Source organism: Streptomyces sp. CA-210063 (assembly GCF_024612015.1).
Lineage (GTDB): Bacteria > Actinomycetota > Actinomycetes > Streptomycetales > Streptomycetaceae > Streptomyces.
Window position 1 is genome coordinate 10,607,932 of the sequence record NZ_CP102512.1, and the last position, 14,179, is coordinate 10,622,110.

At 69.2% G+C, this 14,179-nt stretch carries 13 protein-coding genes and 1 pseudogene; 7 read left to right on the forward strand and 7 right to left on the reverse strand.

Annotated features, from left to right (window positions below; genetic code table 11):
• Positions 1-434 precede the first annotated feature (434 nt).
• The gene (locus JIX56_RS46280) at positions 435-1,316 is read right to left on the reverse strand and encodes an NAD(P)H-binding protein (RefSeq protein WP_306819924.1); all 882 of its coding nucleotides are present in this window, start codon (positions 1,314-1,316) and stop codon (positions 435-437) included.
• 138 nt (positions 1,317-1,454) lie between these two features.
• Here JIX56_RS46280 and JIX56_RS46285 point away from each other — a divergent pair, with 138 nt between their 5' ends.
• Both JIX56_RS46285 and JIX56_RS46290 read left to right on the forward strand, forming a co-directional pair.
• Positions 1,455-2,393 carry an AraC family transcriptional regulator gene (locus JIX56_RS46285; RefSeq protein WP_257550323.1) on the forward strand — a complete coding sequence of 313 codons (939 nt, stop codon included), beginning with the start codon at positions 1,455-1,457 and terminating at the stop codon, positions 2,391-2,393.
• A 475-nt stretch (positions 2,394-2,868) separates the two neighbouring features.
• Positions 2,869-4,137: a flavin monoamine oxidase family protein gene (locus tag JIX56_RS46290; RefSeq protein WP_257550325.1), complete on the forward strand. Its 1,269-nt coding sequence runs from the start codon at positions 2,869-2,871 to the stop codon at positions 4,135-4,137.
• Positions 4,138-4,327: 190 nt separating this feature from the next.
• Here the strand turns inward: JIX56_RS46290 and JIX56_RS46295 are convergent, their stop codons facing one another.
• Positions 4,328-5,458, reverse strand: coding sequence for an LLM class flavin-dependent oxidoreductase (locus tag JIX56_RS46295; RefSeq protein ID WP_257550326.1), 1,131 nt, complete (start codon positions 5,456-5,458; stop codon positions 4,328-4,330).
• A gap of 181 nt (positions 5,459-5,639) precedes the next feature.
• On the reverse strand, positions 5,640-5,849 hold the full coding sequence (locus JIX56_RS46300) for a hypothetical protein (protein WP_257550328.1): 210 nt from the start codon (positions 5,847-5,849) through the stop codon (positions 5,640-5,642).
• Between JIX56_RS46300 and JIX56_RS46305 the strand changes: the two genes are divergently transcribed.
• The gene (locus JIX56_RS46305) at positions 5,848-6,270 is read left to right on the forward strand and encodes an acyl-CoA-like ligand-binding transcription factor (protein WP_257550330.1); all 423 of its coding nucleotides are present in this window, start codon (positions 5,848-5,850) and stop codon (positions 6,268-6,270) included. The two genes, JIX56_RS46300 and JIX56_RS46305, sit on opposite strands and share 2 nt — an antisense overlap.
• A gap of 338 nt (positions 6,271-6,608) precedes the next feature.
• Here JIX56_RS46305 and JIX56_RS46310 read toward each other — a convergent pair whose 3' ends face one another.
• Positions 6,609-7,814, reverse strand: a complete 1,206-nt coding sequence (locus JIX56_RS46310; protein WP_257550332.1) for a DUF418 domain-containing protein — start codon at positions 7,812-7,814, stop codon at positions 6,609-6,611.
• Between the two features lie 180 nt (positions 7,815-7,994).
• Between JIX56_RS46310 and JIX56_RS46315 the strand changes: the two genes are divergently transcribed.
• The 4 genes and pseudogenes from JIX56_RS46315 (at position 7,995) to JIX56_RS46330 (ending at position 10,519) form a co-directional block, all read left to right on the forward strand.
• On the forward strand, positions 7,995-8,672 hold the full coding sequence (locus JIX56_RS46315) for a response regulator (RefSeq protein ID WP_257550334.1): 678 nt from the start codon (positions 7,995-7,997) through the stop codon (positions 8,670-8,672).
• A 5-nt stretch (positions 8,673-8,677) separates the two neighbouring features.
• Positions 8,678-9,802: a sensor histidine kinase gene (locus tag JIX56_RS46320; RefSeq protein ID WP_257550336.1), complete on the forward strand. Its 1,125-nt coding sequence runs from the start codon at positions 8,678-8,680 to the stop codon at positions 9,800-9,802.
• 1 nt (position 9,803) lies between these two features.
• A pseudogene (locus tag JIX56_RS46325) lies at positions 9,804-9,920 on the forward strand (IS5/IS1182 family transposase); the annotation flags it as partial.
• A gap of 119 nt (positions 9,921-10,039) precedes the next feature.
• Complete coding sequence (locus JIX56_RS46330; RefSeq protein WP_257550338.1) at positions 10,040-10,519, forward strand: MarR family winged helix-turn-helix transcriptional regulator; 480 nt, start codon at positions 10,040-10,042, stop codon at positions 10,517-10,519.
• A gap of 61 nt (positions 10,520-10,580) precedes the next feature.
• Here JIX56_RS46330 and JIX56_RS46335 read toward each other — a convergent pair whose 3' ends face one another.
• The 3 genes from JIX56_RS46335 to JIX56_RS46345 all read right to left on the reverse strand — a co-directional run bounded on the left by JIX56_RS46335 (position 10,581) and on the right by JIX56_RS46345 (position 13,902).
• On the reverse strand, positions 10,581-11,747 hold the full coding sequence (locus JIX56_RS46335) for an SMP-30/gluconolactonase/LRE family protein (RefSeq protein WP_257550340.1): 1,167 nt from the start codon (positions 11,745-11,747) through the stop codon (positions 10,581-10,583).
• A gap of 423 nt (positions 11,748-12,170) precedes the next feature.
• Positions 12,171-12,446 (reverse strand): hypothetical protein, encoded by a 276-nt coding sequence (locus JIX56_RS46340; RefSeq protein WP_257550342.1) that lies wholly within the window; start codon positions 12,444-12,446, stop codon positions 12,171-12,173.
• A gap of 532 nt (positions 12,447-12,978) precedes the next feature.
• The gene (locus JIX56_RS46345; RefSeq protein ID WP_257550343.1) at positions 12,979-13,902 is read right to left on the reverse strand and encodes an MBL fold metallo-hydrolase; all 924 of its coding nucleotides are present in this window, start codon (positions 13,900-13,902) and stop codon (positions 12,979-12,981) included.
• Positions 13,903-14,179 lie beyond the last annotated feature (277 nt).

The window sequence follows — 14,179 nt, forward strand, 5'->3', positions numbered from 1 at the left end:
GGCTGAGACCGAGTTTTGGCGGCCGGTGGATTGTCCAGTAGGCCCTCCGGTGCGCTGAACAATCTCGGCAGCGGGCACTGGTCCATGACTGGGGAGCTCGGCGATTCCCCGCGCCGGAGTGGCTGCCGAACCATGCGCGAGCCGGCAAACCGCTTGCGTGGACAAGTGCGGAGCGGCAGCAGCGGCCTCAGTGGGCCGAAGGCACTGGGACTGTCGATTCAGACGAGCTGCGACATAGGAACTTGCGCCGAGGCCGCAGCCTCGTACCGGGTGATCAACTGGCCGATCTCTGGCATCCGGGCGATCGGATCGGCCGCTCCGGCCTTCCCTGCTCAGCCGGTGCCGTCGACGGTACGAACGGCGCGGCCGGTTTCGATCCCCCTGCGGACAGTTGGCTTTCCCTGGGCTCGGATACGACGCGAGTTGATCCCACCTCAGTCGGGCTGGACGGGCCCCCACGCACCGGACACCGCGGCTTCCAGGACAAAGTCCTCGAACCGCCTGGCCTTCCTCCCCAGCACGCGCTGCACACCGTCGTGCGGTTCGAAATAACCGTCGCGCATGCTCCTGACGGCGGTGAGGGTGAAGTCGATCGCCTCCTGCGACAAGCCCTGGGCGCGGACCCGCTGAGCCCAGTCGTCCGGGGAGAACTCGGAGTACTCGATCGTCCGACCAAGCGTACGGGCGATGATGTCGACGGCCTCCTTCGCCGTCAGTGCCTGAGGCCCCGACAGTTCGTACACCGACCACTCATGGCCCGGCGCCGTCAGGACCTCGACGGCCACGTCCGCGATGTCGGCGATGTCGATGAAGTCCTGTGCCCGGCCTCCGATGTCGAACTCCTGGTGGGCACCCGCGATGATCGCGTGACGGAACGGCTCCGTGGAGAAGTTCTGGGCGAAAGAGCCGGGACGCAGGATGGTCCAGTCCGCTCCCGAGTCCTGTACCGCCTGCTCCAGGTCCATCATGTAGCGGCTCCCGCTAAGAGCGGTGCGGCCGGACAACAGGACGAGATGCCGGACGCCCCTTCGTACCGCCAACTGGGAGAACCTGGCAAGCGGTTCGGGGGCAACGCCGACCGGCTTGCCCCTTTCGCTCTCGCTCGCGTCAAGGGAGAGAGTCGCCGGAACGACCACGTAAGCGCCGGTCACTCCATCAACGGCGGACGCCCAGGTCGCCTCGTCCTGCCAGTCGAATCGGGGGGAGGTGGAACGCGAGCGCGCCCGAACCCTCTTGCCCCGTTGCCTCAGGCCCGCGGCGACCCGGCTTCCGGTCTTTCCCGTTGCGCCCAGCACGAGAAAAGCTTCGTTCTCCACTCTTCACTCCTCTTGCACAGCACCATGGAACCGCGTGAACGGATCGTTCCGTCAACGCCCTGTCATCGAATCAGCGGGCCCCGTCCCCGGCCATGGGCCGGGCGCTCAGCCACCTTTGCGTTCGTCTACGCTGACGGCATGGACGTGCTGGCAGACGTGTTGCGTACGGCACGGGCACATGGCTCCCTGGTGCTTCAAGTGCTGCACGAACCTCCGTGGGCAGTCCACTACCGGCCTTCACCCCCGCTGATGTTGCACGCCGTCGTCCGGGGCAGCGCATGGATCGCAGTCGACAACGCCGAGCAGGTACGGGTGGCGGAACGCGAGGTCGTCGCCGTGCGCGGACCGGCTCCTCACAAGGTCGCGGACGACCTCGGCACACCGGCTCAACTTGTGGTGGAGGGCACCGAGCGCTGCACCGCACCCTCCGGTCCTGGCTCCGGACCGGCACGCCTGGCTCCTCGTACCTACGGCCGAGCCCACGGCTCGTCCACCGTCGTCGTGAGCAGCGCCTACCCTCTGGGCGGCCACACGGGATCACCGCTGCTCGACGCGCTTCCCCCGGTCCTGCACCTGTCCGCCGACCAGACCCCGCACGCGCTGCTGGACGCGATCGCGCAGGAGATTCCCGTGGATGAGCCCGGGCAGGAGATCGTCCTCGACCGGTTGCTCGACGCTCTGCTCATCCGCACCTTACGCACCTGGATCGGGCAGTCCGGCGGCGCTGAACCCTCTTGGTTCCGCGCGCTGGAAGATCCGGTCGCGGGAGCTGCCCTGAAGCGTTTCCACGAACGCCCCGACCATCCCTGGACGGTCGCCGGTCTCGCCGCCGCCCTCGGTGTCTCCCGCGCCGGTCTGGCGAGGCGGTTCAAGGAGCGGGTGGGGCAGCCACCCCTCACCTATCTCACTCACTGGCGTATGTCCCTGGCGGCGACGATGCTGCGTGATCCCGGTACCGCCGTTACGGAGATCGCCCGCCAGGTCGGATACAGCGATCCCTACGCCTTCGCCACGGCCTTCAAGCGCCTGCACGGAAGCACCCCGAGCGACTACCGCTCAAGCATTCTTCTGCGCTGACGCCCCTTCAGGCATCAGCGCACCAGAGTCTGACTGTCGTGCGGGTCGGCGGCCAGGTGCCGATCTGCCGTCGGGCTCCGCGGCGGCTGCCGAAAGAGAGCAGCGGACGCCTGACGCCTGTGGCAGGGGCGCTTCCCCCGCTGTGGCCGTCGAGCGCGGGTCGCGGACGGCCCGGCCGACCCGCTTCGACGGGGCGTTCGGCTGGTCGGCGTCAAGCCCGTGTCAGCCGCAGGACGGGGATGTCACGTATTCCCTTGTTCTATTCGAGACAACCGACGAAGGAGGGAAGCTGCGCGCTCTGTCGCGCGCAGGTTAGTCGGCATCGGGATTCACTCCTGCGTCGGCGTCTTCTTCCACGCCCTGTCGCCCAGCGCGGCGGTCAGCGGGCCCTCGTCGCCGCGATGCGTGGCAGATCCCGGCAGCGTGTTCTCCCACGAGCAGGCACGGTCGGTCCGTTGACGCAGCGGACAGGGCCATGCCGCAAACCACCGAGTGGGGGGGGTGGGTCCAGCTACTTGGCGGGGGTGCAACGGGCTTGTCATGCTCCAGTCTGTTTGGTGATCGCAAGGTCACTACAAAACACGGAGAAGTCATGCAAACGAACGCACGCGGGCTGACGAGGCGACAGATCCTCCTCGGTGGTGCTGCAGCGGCCGCTGTCCCCGTGATGATCACGTCGTGTGGCAAAGCCTCTGGGCAGGCGCCGGGCGGAGCGGACTCTCTCGACGTCATCGTCATCGGGGCGGGAGTGTCCGGCCTGGCTGCCGCCCATGACCTGGTCGACCGTGGGAAGAAGGTCGTCGTGGTCGAGGCGCGGGACCGTATCGGCGGTCGCATGTGGACGGATCGGAGTGCGGCGAGTATCCCCGTGGAGCGCGGTGCGGAGCTCGTGCATGGTCCCGATGCCAGTACGTGGCCGCTGATCCGTGGTGAAGGGGTGGCGACCCACGAGATGAAGATCGCCGTCACCCGGCGCAGCCCGAGTGCCCCCTGGCGGAGGATCCCTCCGGAGCCCGCCGGGGACTTCCGGGTCATCGGCGGTTACCACCAGATCCTGCGCCCACTGTCCAAGGGCCTGGCCATCAAGCTGAACACAGTGGTCCAAAAGATCGAGTACGGAGGAGACGGGGTGACGGTGCGGGCGGATCGAGCCGGCACGGCCGTGACCTTCCAGGCACGGGCAGCGGTGATCACGCTGCCGCTGGGGGTGCTCCGCAGTGGCAACGTGAAGTTCTCGCCCGAGCTGCCCGCGGCGAAGACCGAGGCACTGGACGCTGCGGAGTATCACCCCGCGTGCAAGGTCCTGATGGAGTTCGCGACCCCGGTGCTGCCGATGAACGCGGACTACGTCGAACGGCTTCCGGCCAATCCCAGCACTCTCTGGAACGCCTCGGCATCGGTTCCCGGGTTTGCCGGGCAGGTCGTCGCCGGGTGGTCGGAAGGCGACCCGGCACGTGAACTGCTGGCCCTACCCGCGAAGGTTCGCCATCAGCGGGTGCTGGAGGCGGTGCGGATCGCGGCGGACAGGCCGGATCTGATGTACAGCAAGGTCATCGAGCACGACTGGGTCAACGACCCGTTCGCCCAGGGTGCTTACCCGCTCGAGGTGCCCGAAGAGGAGGAGATCTACAGCCCTGTCAAGGACAAGCTGTTCTGGGCCGGCGTCGTGACACCCCAGATCGACCTGTCCTTGGACAGCGGCCGTCAGGCGGCAGCCGACGTACTCGAACGCCTTTCGGCCTGACCTGGCACCGCGCCCCGGCGGCCGCGCGGCTTTCGACTCTCGTGCAATGGTCTCCTCCACGCCGGGCACGGCCAAGCTGCGCTTCTTCGACGGATACTTGGACCCGCTGTGCTCCCTCGGCCCGGTCGAGATCGTCGCTGCCCGATACGTCGTCTTTGGCACGGGCGAGGTCATCGTTTCAGGGGCCCCGTCAGCGGACGGGGCCGTCCTGCTTGTCCAAGGAGGCGGGGAAGCCGTAGGCGTTGGCGATCAGTTCGTACGAGCGCACGCGGACCTCGCCGCTGTGGGCATAGGTCGTGATCATGAGCTCGTCGGCGCCTGTGCGCTTGCAGAGGTCGTCGAGGCCGGCGACGACCTCGTCGGCGGTGCCGGTGATGGTGTTGGCGTTCCAGGAGTCGACGACCTCCCGCTCGGCCGGGCTGTAGTCGTGGGCTTCCGCCTGCTCCGGGCTGGGGAGCAGGCCCGGGCTGCCGCTGCGCAGGCCGAGCATCATCAGCCCAATCGGCCGGGCCTGACGCCGGGCCTGCTGCTCGGTGTCGGCGGCCAGCGCCGCGACGCCGATCAGGGCGTAGGGCCGGTCGAGGTGCGCGGACGGTTCGAAGGACGCGCGGTACAGCTCCAGGGCGGGGACGGTGCTCTGCGGTGCGAAGTGGTGGGCGAAGGCGAACGGCAGGCCGAGTATCCCGGCCAGCCGGGCGCTGAAGCCGGACGAGCCCAGCAGCCAGACGGGCGGTCGGTGCGGGGACTGCACGCCGCCGGGCGCGGTGCCCTGGACGGGCCCGGGGACGGCGTGGATGTTCTGGTAGGGGTGACCGTCGGGAAAGCCGTCGTCCAGGAAGCGGATGAGTTCCACCACCTGCTCGGGGAAGTCGTCGCCGGACGCCTGGCGTCCATCGGTGCTGCGCAGCGCGGCGGCGGTGGCACCGTCCGTGCCCGGGGCGCGTCCGAGGCCGAGGTCGATGCGGCCCGGGGCGAGAGCTTCCAGGGTGCCGAATTGTTCCGCGACGACGAGAGGAGCGTGGTTGGGGAGCATCACGCCTCCGGAGCCGAGGCGGAGACGGTCGGTGTGGGCGGCCAGGTGGGCCAGAACCACGGCTGGAGACGAGGCCGCGACGCTCGGCAGTGAGTGGTGCTCGGCGACCCAGTAACGATGGAAACCGCGTGTGTCCGCCAGGCGGGCCAGCTCGACGCTGGTGCGCAGGGCATCGGCGGAGGGGTGGCCGACTCCCACATTCACTGCGTCCAGGACTGAGAGCGGCACGGGCGCGGACCCCGACGCCGCGCCGTGGATTCCGTCGTCCAGGGCAGGGGCTTTGCTCATGATGGCGTACCTCTTCGATGGTGGTGATTGCGCAGGGGGAACGGAGACGAACCCGGATGAGCGGCATCTCATGCCACTCGCGGGCCTGCGGGCAGCCCATTCATGACGGGGCCGCCTCGGGAGGCTTACCGAGGCGGCCCCGGCCGTGCGGTGAATGCCGGGACCGCCCGACGGGGTTCGCCTACGGCGTGACCTTCTGCTCCTGCTCCCAGTCGTCCGGCGCTCCGCCGTGCCACGGCAGCACCTTGCCGAACTGGATCAACTCCCCGTACTGGGCGGGGTCCACGGTGTCGGCGAGGACCAAGTCGAGGATGGGCCCGGCGGCCTCGACCGGTGTCTGCGCCTGGCTGTGGTCGTCGTACCAGTGGTGGACCCACCCGGTGTCCACCATGCCGGGACACACGGCGGCGACCAGGGCGCCGTCCGTAGATCGCGCTCCCGCCGCTCGGCGGACCGGCCGACCCCCCGAAGAGACCTTCCCCGAGGCGGCACGTGCCGCGCTGCTGGAGTGCGCCGCGCTCATGGACGACACCTCCCGCCGCCGCCTGATCCGCGTCATGCTGGCGGAGCCCGCCCTCACGGCACGCTGGCTGGCCGCCGGCCGCCAGGGCCAGGACCGGCTCGTCCCGGTCATCGCCTCTCGCGTCGCCGCCGACGAATCCGCCCTGCAGCCCCGGCTCCTGGCCGGCCTGCTCGTCAACGCCTCCACGACCGCAGTGGAGTACTGGGCGGAACACGAGGACGCGGGTGCCCTCGACGCGGTCACCGCCCAAGCATTCGAAGCCGCCGTCCGTGCTTTGGGCGCCGCATGACCTCGCGGCGGCCGCAGCGCTTCTCCGGGGCGTGACGAGGAGCTCGCTCGCAGCCGATGGAGCACGATCCTGAGGATGTGATGCCTGACCCGCGACGAGGCGTACAACGTGCCGTGCCGAGCCCGGCGCGACTGGCGCGGGCTCGGCACGGAAGGGCCGCCGGTCTCCTGTGATCGTCCGTTCCCGGGCCGCCGACGCGACAAGTGACCGGTCCAGGAGGTCGGGTGAACGCGGCCGGGGCGGGTTAGGCGTTGAGGGCGTCGATGAGCGCCTTGGTGACGTCCTCGGTCAAGGCGGTGCCGCTCTCAGACCGCGCCGACGACCTTCGGACGCCGGGGTCACCGTACGTGGCGGGCGAGCGATGTCGCCTTGCTCATCAGCCATTCCAGCGGACCACGCGCGAAGAGACGGGACCAGACGGCGGCGAAGACGGTCACCGACACGATGAAGCCGAGCAGCACGTGCAGGGGTGCGCCGGGCAGTTCCTCGATACCCAGAAGCCGGATGCCGACAATGTGGAAGACGTACGCCGTCAGCGACATCGAGCCGACCGCGAGGACGGGCCCGGCCAGGCGGCGCAGGCGGGGGAAGGCGTCCATCGCGGCGAGACACGCGGCCAGAACCGCGATCGCGACACCCGTGTTGGCCACGATCGACAGCGTCGTCTCGCTGTGCGGGGAAGCGGCCAGCAACCAGGCGCCCGTGTCGCCCGAGGGGAAGCCCGCGGTGTCGGACCACCAGGCAGAACCGGCCGCCGCGCCCGGGGACCATCCGGAGCTGCCGATGGCGTCGACGGCGCCCGGCACGAGGTGCAGGGCCAGCCAGGAACCGCCGTAGCCGAGGACGGCGAGGGTGACGCCCGCCAGGGCGAGGCGTATGCGGACGGCCGCAGCTCCCAGGTCGAGGCGGGCGACGGCCATGCCGGCCAGGACGAACGGGATCCACGTCAGTGCCGGGTAACTGCCGGTGAACAGCAGCGAGACGAGTCCGTCGGGGGCGCCCGGTGCGGCGGGCTCGGCGTCTGCGAGCAGCGGCCGCAGCGCGTACAGCACCTGCGGGCACACCACGGCCGTACCCGCCGCGATCGTCGCGAGGGCCCCCGCACCGAGCCGGTACAGCGGCAGGACGAGCAGGAAGTACAGGCCGTAGAAGGCCAGGATCACCTCGACCGGGGTGCCGGTCGCGGTCAGGGCGGTGCCCAGGGCCAGCAGGATCACGGCCCGGATGATCACTTTGGCGACGGCCTGGCGGCCGGACCGGCCGGTCTTCGGCGCGCGGCGCCCGGTGATGAGGACGACCGCGAACCCGGCCAGGAGGGCGAACAGGGCAGAGGACCTGCCGTGCGCCAACTCCATCAGGAAGCCGGTCACTCCACCCTGCTCCGGGGCGGGGCCCACGTGGGCCGCGAACATGCCGAAGACGGCCAGACCTCGGGCCAGGTCCACCCCGACCAGCCGGCCCACCGGCGTCTTCGTGCCCTTTGGGGCGCCGGCCGCCCGAACGTGGTCGGTCGAGGCGGCCTCGATAACAGTGTGTGATGTCATGCCTCCAGGCTGGAAGCGCGCTCGTCAGCCGGGTATCCGGCACCCGTCCGCCCTGCCCCCGCCGACTGGCCGGAGCCGACCCCCCGACCGTCTGGAGCCGAGCCGGGCGAAAGGATGTGCGGGCATGGCGGGCTCTAGGGTCGGTACGGCAGCGATGGACGCGGCGAAGGCGGAGTACAGGTGATCCGGGTAGTGGTGGTGGACGACGAGGCGCTGGTCCGGTCCGGCTTCCGCCTCATCCTCAACGCGGCCGACGACATCGAGGTGGTCGCGACCGCCACTGGTGCCCAGGCGCTCGCGGCGGTTCGTGAGCACCGGCCGGACGTCGCCCTGCTCGACATCCGGATGCCGGACGTGGACGGGCTGACCGTCCTGCGGGAGCTGTGCGCGCTGCCGTCCCCGCCCACCGTGGCGATGCTGACGACCTTCGACACGGACGAATACGTCCTGACCGCGCTGCACTCCGGGGTGGCCGGCTTCCTGCTGAAGGACACCGAGCCCGATCAACTGGCTCAATCGGTACGCACGTTGGCTGCGGGGGGCGTCGTGCTGTCGCCGAAGGCGTCCCGGAGGCTGCTGCGCTCTCACCCCGGTACGGGGCCCGCTGCCGTCGACGAGGACGTGGCCCGCGTCGAGCGGCTGACCGACCGGGAGCGGGACGTGCTCGTGCTGCTCGCCGAAGGCCTGTCGAACGCCGACATCGGGGTGCGCCTGCACCTGAGCACCGGCACGGTCAAGGATCACGTCAGCGCGATTCTCACCAAGCTGCGCGTGGCCGGCCGCGTGCAGGCCGCGCTGCTCGCCCAGCGGGCGGGGCTGTTGGACAGCGACCCCGACTTCGGTGCGGCCGGGCGGTGACCACGATGACCGGGACGACCGCGTGGAAGCGCCGGTGGGAACGCGTGCCGACGCCCTTGATCGACGCCGGGCTCGTCGCGCTCGCCGCGATGGATGTGTGGCTCAACCTGTGGGACGACAAACCGCTCGCTCTGTTCGTGGCGGCCGTCGCCTGCGTCGCCCTCGCCTTGCGGCGGCGCTTTCCACTGGCCGTCTTCCTGCTGACCCTGCCCGCCAGTCTGCTGCAGGACGTCGTGGTCGCCCCGATCGCGGCGCTGTTCACCCTGGCCGAGCGCTCCCGCGACCGGCGTCTGCTCGCCGTGTGCGTCGCGCTGTCCGCGATCGCCAGGGCCGCCCCGTCACCGATCGAGTACGACGCACAGGACCACACCTGGACGCTCGTCCAGCTGGTGTACGCACTGGCGTCGGCTGCCGCTCCCGTCCTGCTCGGGCAACTCCTGCAGGCGCGGCGGGACCTGTCGCGGCGGCTGGTGGAGATCGAGGAGGCGAAGGAGCACGAGCGGGCACTGCACGCGCAGGCCGTACTCGCGCGCGAACGCGCCCAACTGGCCCGCGAGATGCACGATGTCGTCTCCCACCAGGTCAGCCTGATCGCCGTGCAGGCCGGTGCCCTGCAGGTCGCCGCCAAGGACACGGACAGCCGGGAGGCCGCGCGCACCATTCGCTCCCTCAGCGCCGACACCCTCGACGAACTGCGCACCATGGTCATGCTGCTGCGTGCCTCCGGCGGTGCCGCCACCGAGCTGACCCCACAACCCACACTGGCCGATCTACGAAGGCTCGTCGAGAGCAGCGGTATCGAGGTGCAGCTGACAGGTCAACTGCCCGACGCTGCGGGCACACCGGCGCAGCGGACGCTCTACCGCACGGTGCAGGAGTCCCTGACGAACGTCCGCAAACACGCGCCCGGAGCGAAAGCCGAAGTCGCGCTGTGGCATGACGGCGACCAGGTCGGCGTGACGGTCACCAACGGCCCGCCGACCCAGCCCTCGCTGCCTCTCCCGGGCGGGCGCCAGGGCCTGGTGGGCCTGAAGGAACGCGCCGACCTGCTGGGCGGCACCTTCGAAGCCGGGCCGACCGGCGACGGCGGCTACCGGGTACGGATGCGGATCCCGGCCCGCACGGACTGAGAAGCGGCGCCACGGCATCAGCGTTCAGGTGTTGACCGACCCGTTCGGGCAGCTGCTGTGCGCCTCACCCGCGCTGCCCGGCGCGACGCACGATCTGACGGCGGCACGCGTGTGCGACCATCGACGGGCTTGTCGAGGCGGACCTCACGTGCTGCGAAGCGGCGCAGTTCCCATGCCCGACGCGATTGTTGCGAGTGGAAGTATTTCGCGTGCAAGAGGCTGGTTCATACTGGGGGCATGTCTGACCAGGATGAATTGGCTCCGCGGGAGCGAGAGGCGTGGCTCGCCCTCTCGGGGATGCTGTCAGCGGTTCCCGCTGCGCTGGAGCGTCACCTGCAACGTGACGCCGGACTGAGTCTGGTGGAGTTCCAGACGCTGTCCATGCTCGCGAACACCGCAGGTCATCGGGTGCGGATGAGTGATCTGGCGGCGGCGGCCAGTTCGTCGCCGTCACGCATCTCACGTGTGGTGACAGGACTGGTATCGGACGGTCTCGTCATCCGCTCAGCCGATCCGGCGGACCGGCGGGTGGTGTATGCGGCCCTCACTCCAGAGGGCAGCGCCAGGTTCCGAGCGGCTTCGCCCGGCCATGCACGGCTGATGAAGGCGGCATTGTTCGACCGTCTCAGCAGCAGCGAGTTGGAGAAGCTGGTGAAGACCGTTTCGGGAATCACGGACGCCTTCGACGAGTCCGGCCGGGGGGCTCCGTCCTCCTGATGCGCTCGACAGCGCGAAGCGGGCAGCCGGTTTCCTGGCCGCCCACCCGCCCGTCAGTCGGTCACTTGCCCTTCAGGCCGTCGTAGGTGAAGCGGACGATCCTGTCGTTGGCGACGGAGCTCACATAGAGGGCGTCGCCGGCGGGAACTGCCACGGTGGCGCCACGCAGGACGTTCAGGCCGTCCACGGGGATATCTGTGACCTTCAGGCTGTCAGGGTCGACTGCCTGGACGCGTACCGGGTGGTCGCACTTGGTCAGGCCGGACTCGGGGCATTCGCGGGTCTCGGCCAGAGTCGCGACGCCTACCATGACCAGTTCGCCGTCAGGGCCCATGCTCACATTGTCGGGAACGATGTCCAGATTGGCCTCGCCGGTCATTTTCTCGGCCTCGAGGTCGTAGCGGGCCATCTTGAAACCGGTGTACTCCGCGAAGTGCATGGTGCGGCCATCGGCGGAGACCTGGACGCCGTTAGGGCCAGGCTTCATCGTGCCGGGAAGGGTGCGGACGCCGCCCGTGGGTGACCAGCGGTAGACGGGCCCCGTGTTCTTTCCACTGAAGATGGAGTCGAAGCCCTCTGGCTGCATGTCCTTCGCCGACGCCATGACCGTCACCACGAAACCGCCGTCCGGCAGGCCCGCCACGTCGTTGATGTAGGACTCGGGGGGTGTCTTCACGCAGCCGCGCCACATGAGTTTGGGACGCGAAGTGGACCGGTCAAGCTGGAAAAGCTCGACCGACTCACGCTTGGAGTGATTGACCACCAGGACGCGAACGGTGCCGTCCTTCAACTTCTGCACGTTCAGGCCGTGGAAACTGAACTCGCCTTCGGGAGGCGTACATCCGGCGTCCCCCCAGCCCTTCAGGGGCTTCTCCTGCACGGCAAGCTTGGTGACCGCCTTGGTGTCCGTGTCCAGCAGGGCGAGGGAGCTGGGGCCCTTGTAGACGGGCCCGTTACCCAGGGACACCACCATCTGGTTCTCGCTGCCGGGCAGCAGCTGGAAATCCTCGGGAGACTGCAGGTTGCAGACCGGCGTGATCCGACCGTCCCGCGAGGGCTTGCAGTTCGTATCAGCGGACGCGGATGCGGTAGCGGATGGTGTGCGGGCCTCATCGGTCTTGTCGGCCTGCGCATCCTGGTCACCGGATCCGCAAGCCGACAGCACCAGGCAGGCCAGCAGTCCTCCCGCCGTCGCCCTGGCCCCGAGCTTTCGCGGCTTCGATCCCATCGTCACTCCTCAACGTTCATCGCGGCAGGCTCGCGTGCGACACGGCACGCTGGGCATGCCGACCCCCGCAGACCGCATTGACCCAGGCGTCTCACGCAGGGCGAGGCTGCAGGTCGAGCCCCGGGGACGCCGCTTCCGAGAAAGACCTTAACTGCAAAAACTTGCGAGGGAAACAGTTGCGAGGGTAAGTTATATGAGGCAGGCCGTCCGTGCGGACGGGGCCGCATCGCCGAGTGTCCCGCCAGCTGGAAGTGCGCTTCCGCACTGAGACCCGTGCATCGGGAGGTTCGCAGGTCACAGGTCTGGTGTGCGGGGTGATCGGAATACGCACGCTGATCCTCGGCCGGTGTCCATGGCGAAGATCGTCTGACGTGTCGGCCGGAGTCGTGGCCGGGTTCGGCTGCGCCGAGTGCTCTGCCGCTTCTACGATCCGTCACCGGGTCGGTACGGCGGGAGACCGTGAGAGGGCGTGGGGATGCGGGAGCTGGAGCGGATCACGGCTCGCAGCAGTGAACTGACGTACACGCCGACGAGTTGGCCCAGCAGCTGTAGGAGGTCCAGACCGAGCGGGAGGAACTGGCCGTCGCCGAGCGGGTGTTGAACCGGCTGGCCGAGCAGGACCGGACCAAGACGGAAGCCGCCCCCGTGACGCCGACTCCCGCCCGGGTGGCGGGCCGGACGGTGCTGCTGATCGGGCACCGCAATGAGAATCCGGACGAGAGCGCCCTGCCCAGGGACTGTCGCACCATCCTGCAGGCAAACTGGAGCCACTGCGAGTGAAGCTGAACAGACTCGCCGACCGCAGCCGGCTGCGCAAACGGGGCGACGGACGGTTCACCCCCCGCACCCATGACCGCACTCGTCGGTGCGTAACCGGCGGTCCCCCGATGGCAGTTGAGTTTGGTGTGAAGAAAACCAACCACGCGGTCGAGGGCCTGACGGCCTTGTCTACACCGCCCGTCTGCCTCTGTCGAGCGCCACCCTGAACCGAGCGCGATCATCAGCAGGCCGTGGCACTTTGCCGGCTGGAGGCGGCCTCCGCCCGCAGGACTTCGGGCAGGACAACAGCCTTCGGAGGCGGTTGGCGATCAATTAACTCCGGGATGTCGGAACAGTCATCGCCGGGTGTGCAGCTCCGGGCCGATACTGGCCTCCTCCTCGACGTCAGTGGCTCGTCTCGCATCGGCCGGTAATCGACGTGCCACGCCGATTCACAGTCGCATGGTCGCGTTCACGTGAGACCGGCGAGGGGGGCGCTGGGTTGCCAGGAGACGGGCAGGGCGACGTCGACGCCGTCACGGCGAGCCAGGGGCAGCAGTCGGCTCATGGTGGTGTCCAGGTCGTCGAGCAGGTAGGGCATGGCGCGCAGTGGCCGGTCCAGGCCGAGGAAGAAGTCGTCCCAGTGCACCAGGATGACCCGCTTGGCCCCGGTCGTGACCACGACCTCGTCCCAGTAGGCGTGAAGGAACTCGGCGGGCTGTTTGCCCAGCGTGCCGATGCCGAGATAGACGACGTCGGCGTGGAGACCGCGCAGCGCGCCGGGCCGGTAGTTGGCGCTGGCTTGCAGGAGAATGCGGCCGTTGGGGTGGGTGACGAGCAGGGAGTAGGAGGTCCCGGTCTTCCAGGCGCCGGTGCGGGCCGGCGGGACCAGGGGATGGTCGACGGTACCGGGGTAGTGGTCGTCCGGGCTGTGCACGGAGTCCAGGAAGGTCAGCGTGAAGTTGCCGTAGGTCGCGGTGTCGCCGTCGCCGACCACCCGCAAGGACGACTCGGGGACCCCCAGACCGCGCCCGATGTTGGCGGTGGACTCCGATCCGACCAATTCGGCGCCGGTCTCCAGCGACCACACCGGTGCGTCGAGGGCGTGATCGTAGTGGGAATGCGCGCACACTACAGCGGCGAGATTGTCCACCCGCAGCCGCTCGATGGCGGCTCGTACCAACGCGCGGTTCGGAGCGATCTTGCCCATACTCACACGCAGCATCCCCGGGCGGGTGACGAACCCGTCGCTGAGCACCGAGGTCTGCCCATCCGACAGCAGTACTGAACTGGTGCCCAGAAAGTGAGCGATCAGCCCCTCACGGTGCGCTGCAGGGCGTTCCTTGTGAGGCAGATAGGGCCGCAGACTCGGGCGACCGATCGGCAGTTTCTTCATACAAGCATCCTTTGAGCCCACGGGCAGGAGCGCCAGCCTAGGCCCGCGTGTGCCCTCTGATAGACGACGATCTGTGAGAGTTCCGAGAGAGTCCCGGGGTGATCAGGTTTCCGCAGGTCGCCACTCGCACAAGACCCTCGCCCTCAGCGCCGACAGCAACACCTTGTACGCCGGGAGCGCGCGCATGCTCCGCTCCGGCGGTACGCGGTGGACACGGAGCGGGCGGTGGCGAGCGTCTGCGCACGAACGGGCGGCGGCCTGACCCGGGCACGGCGGC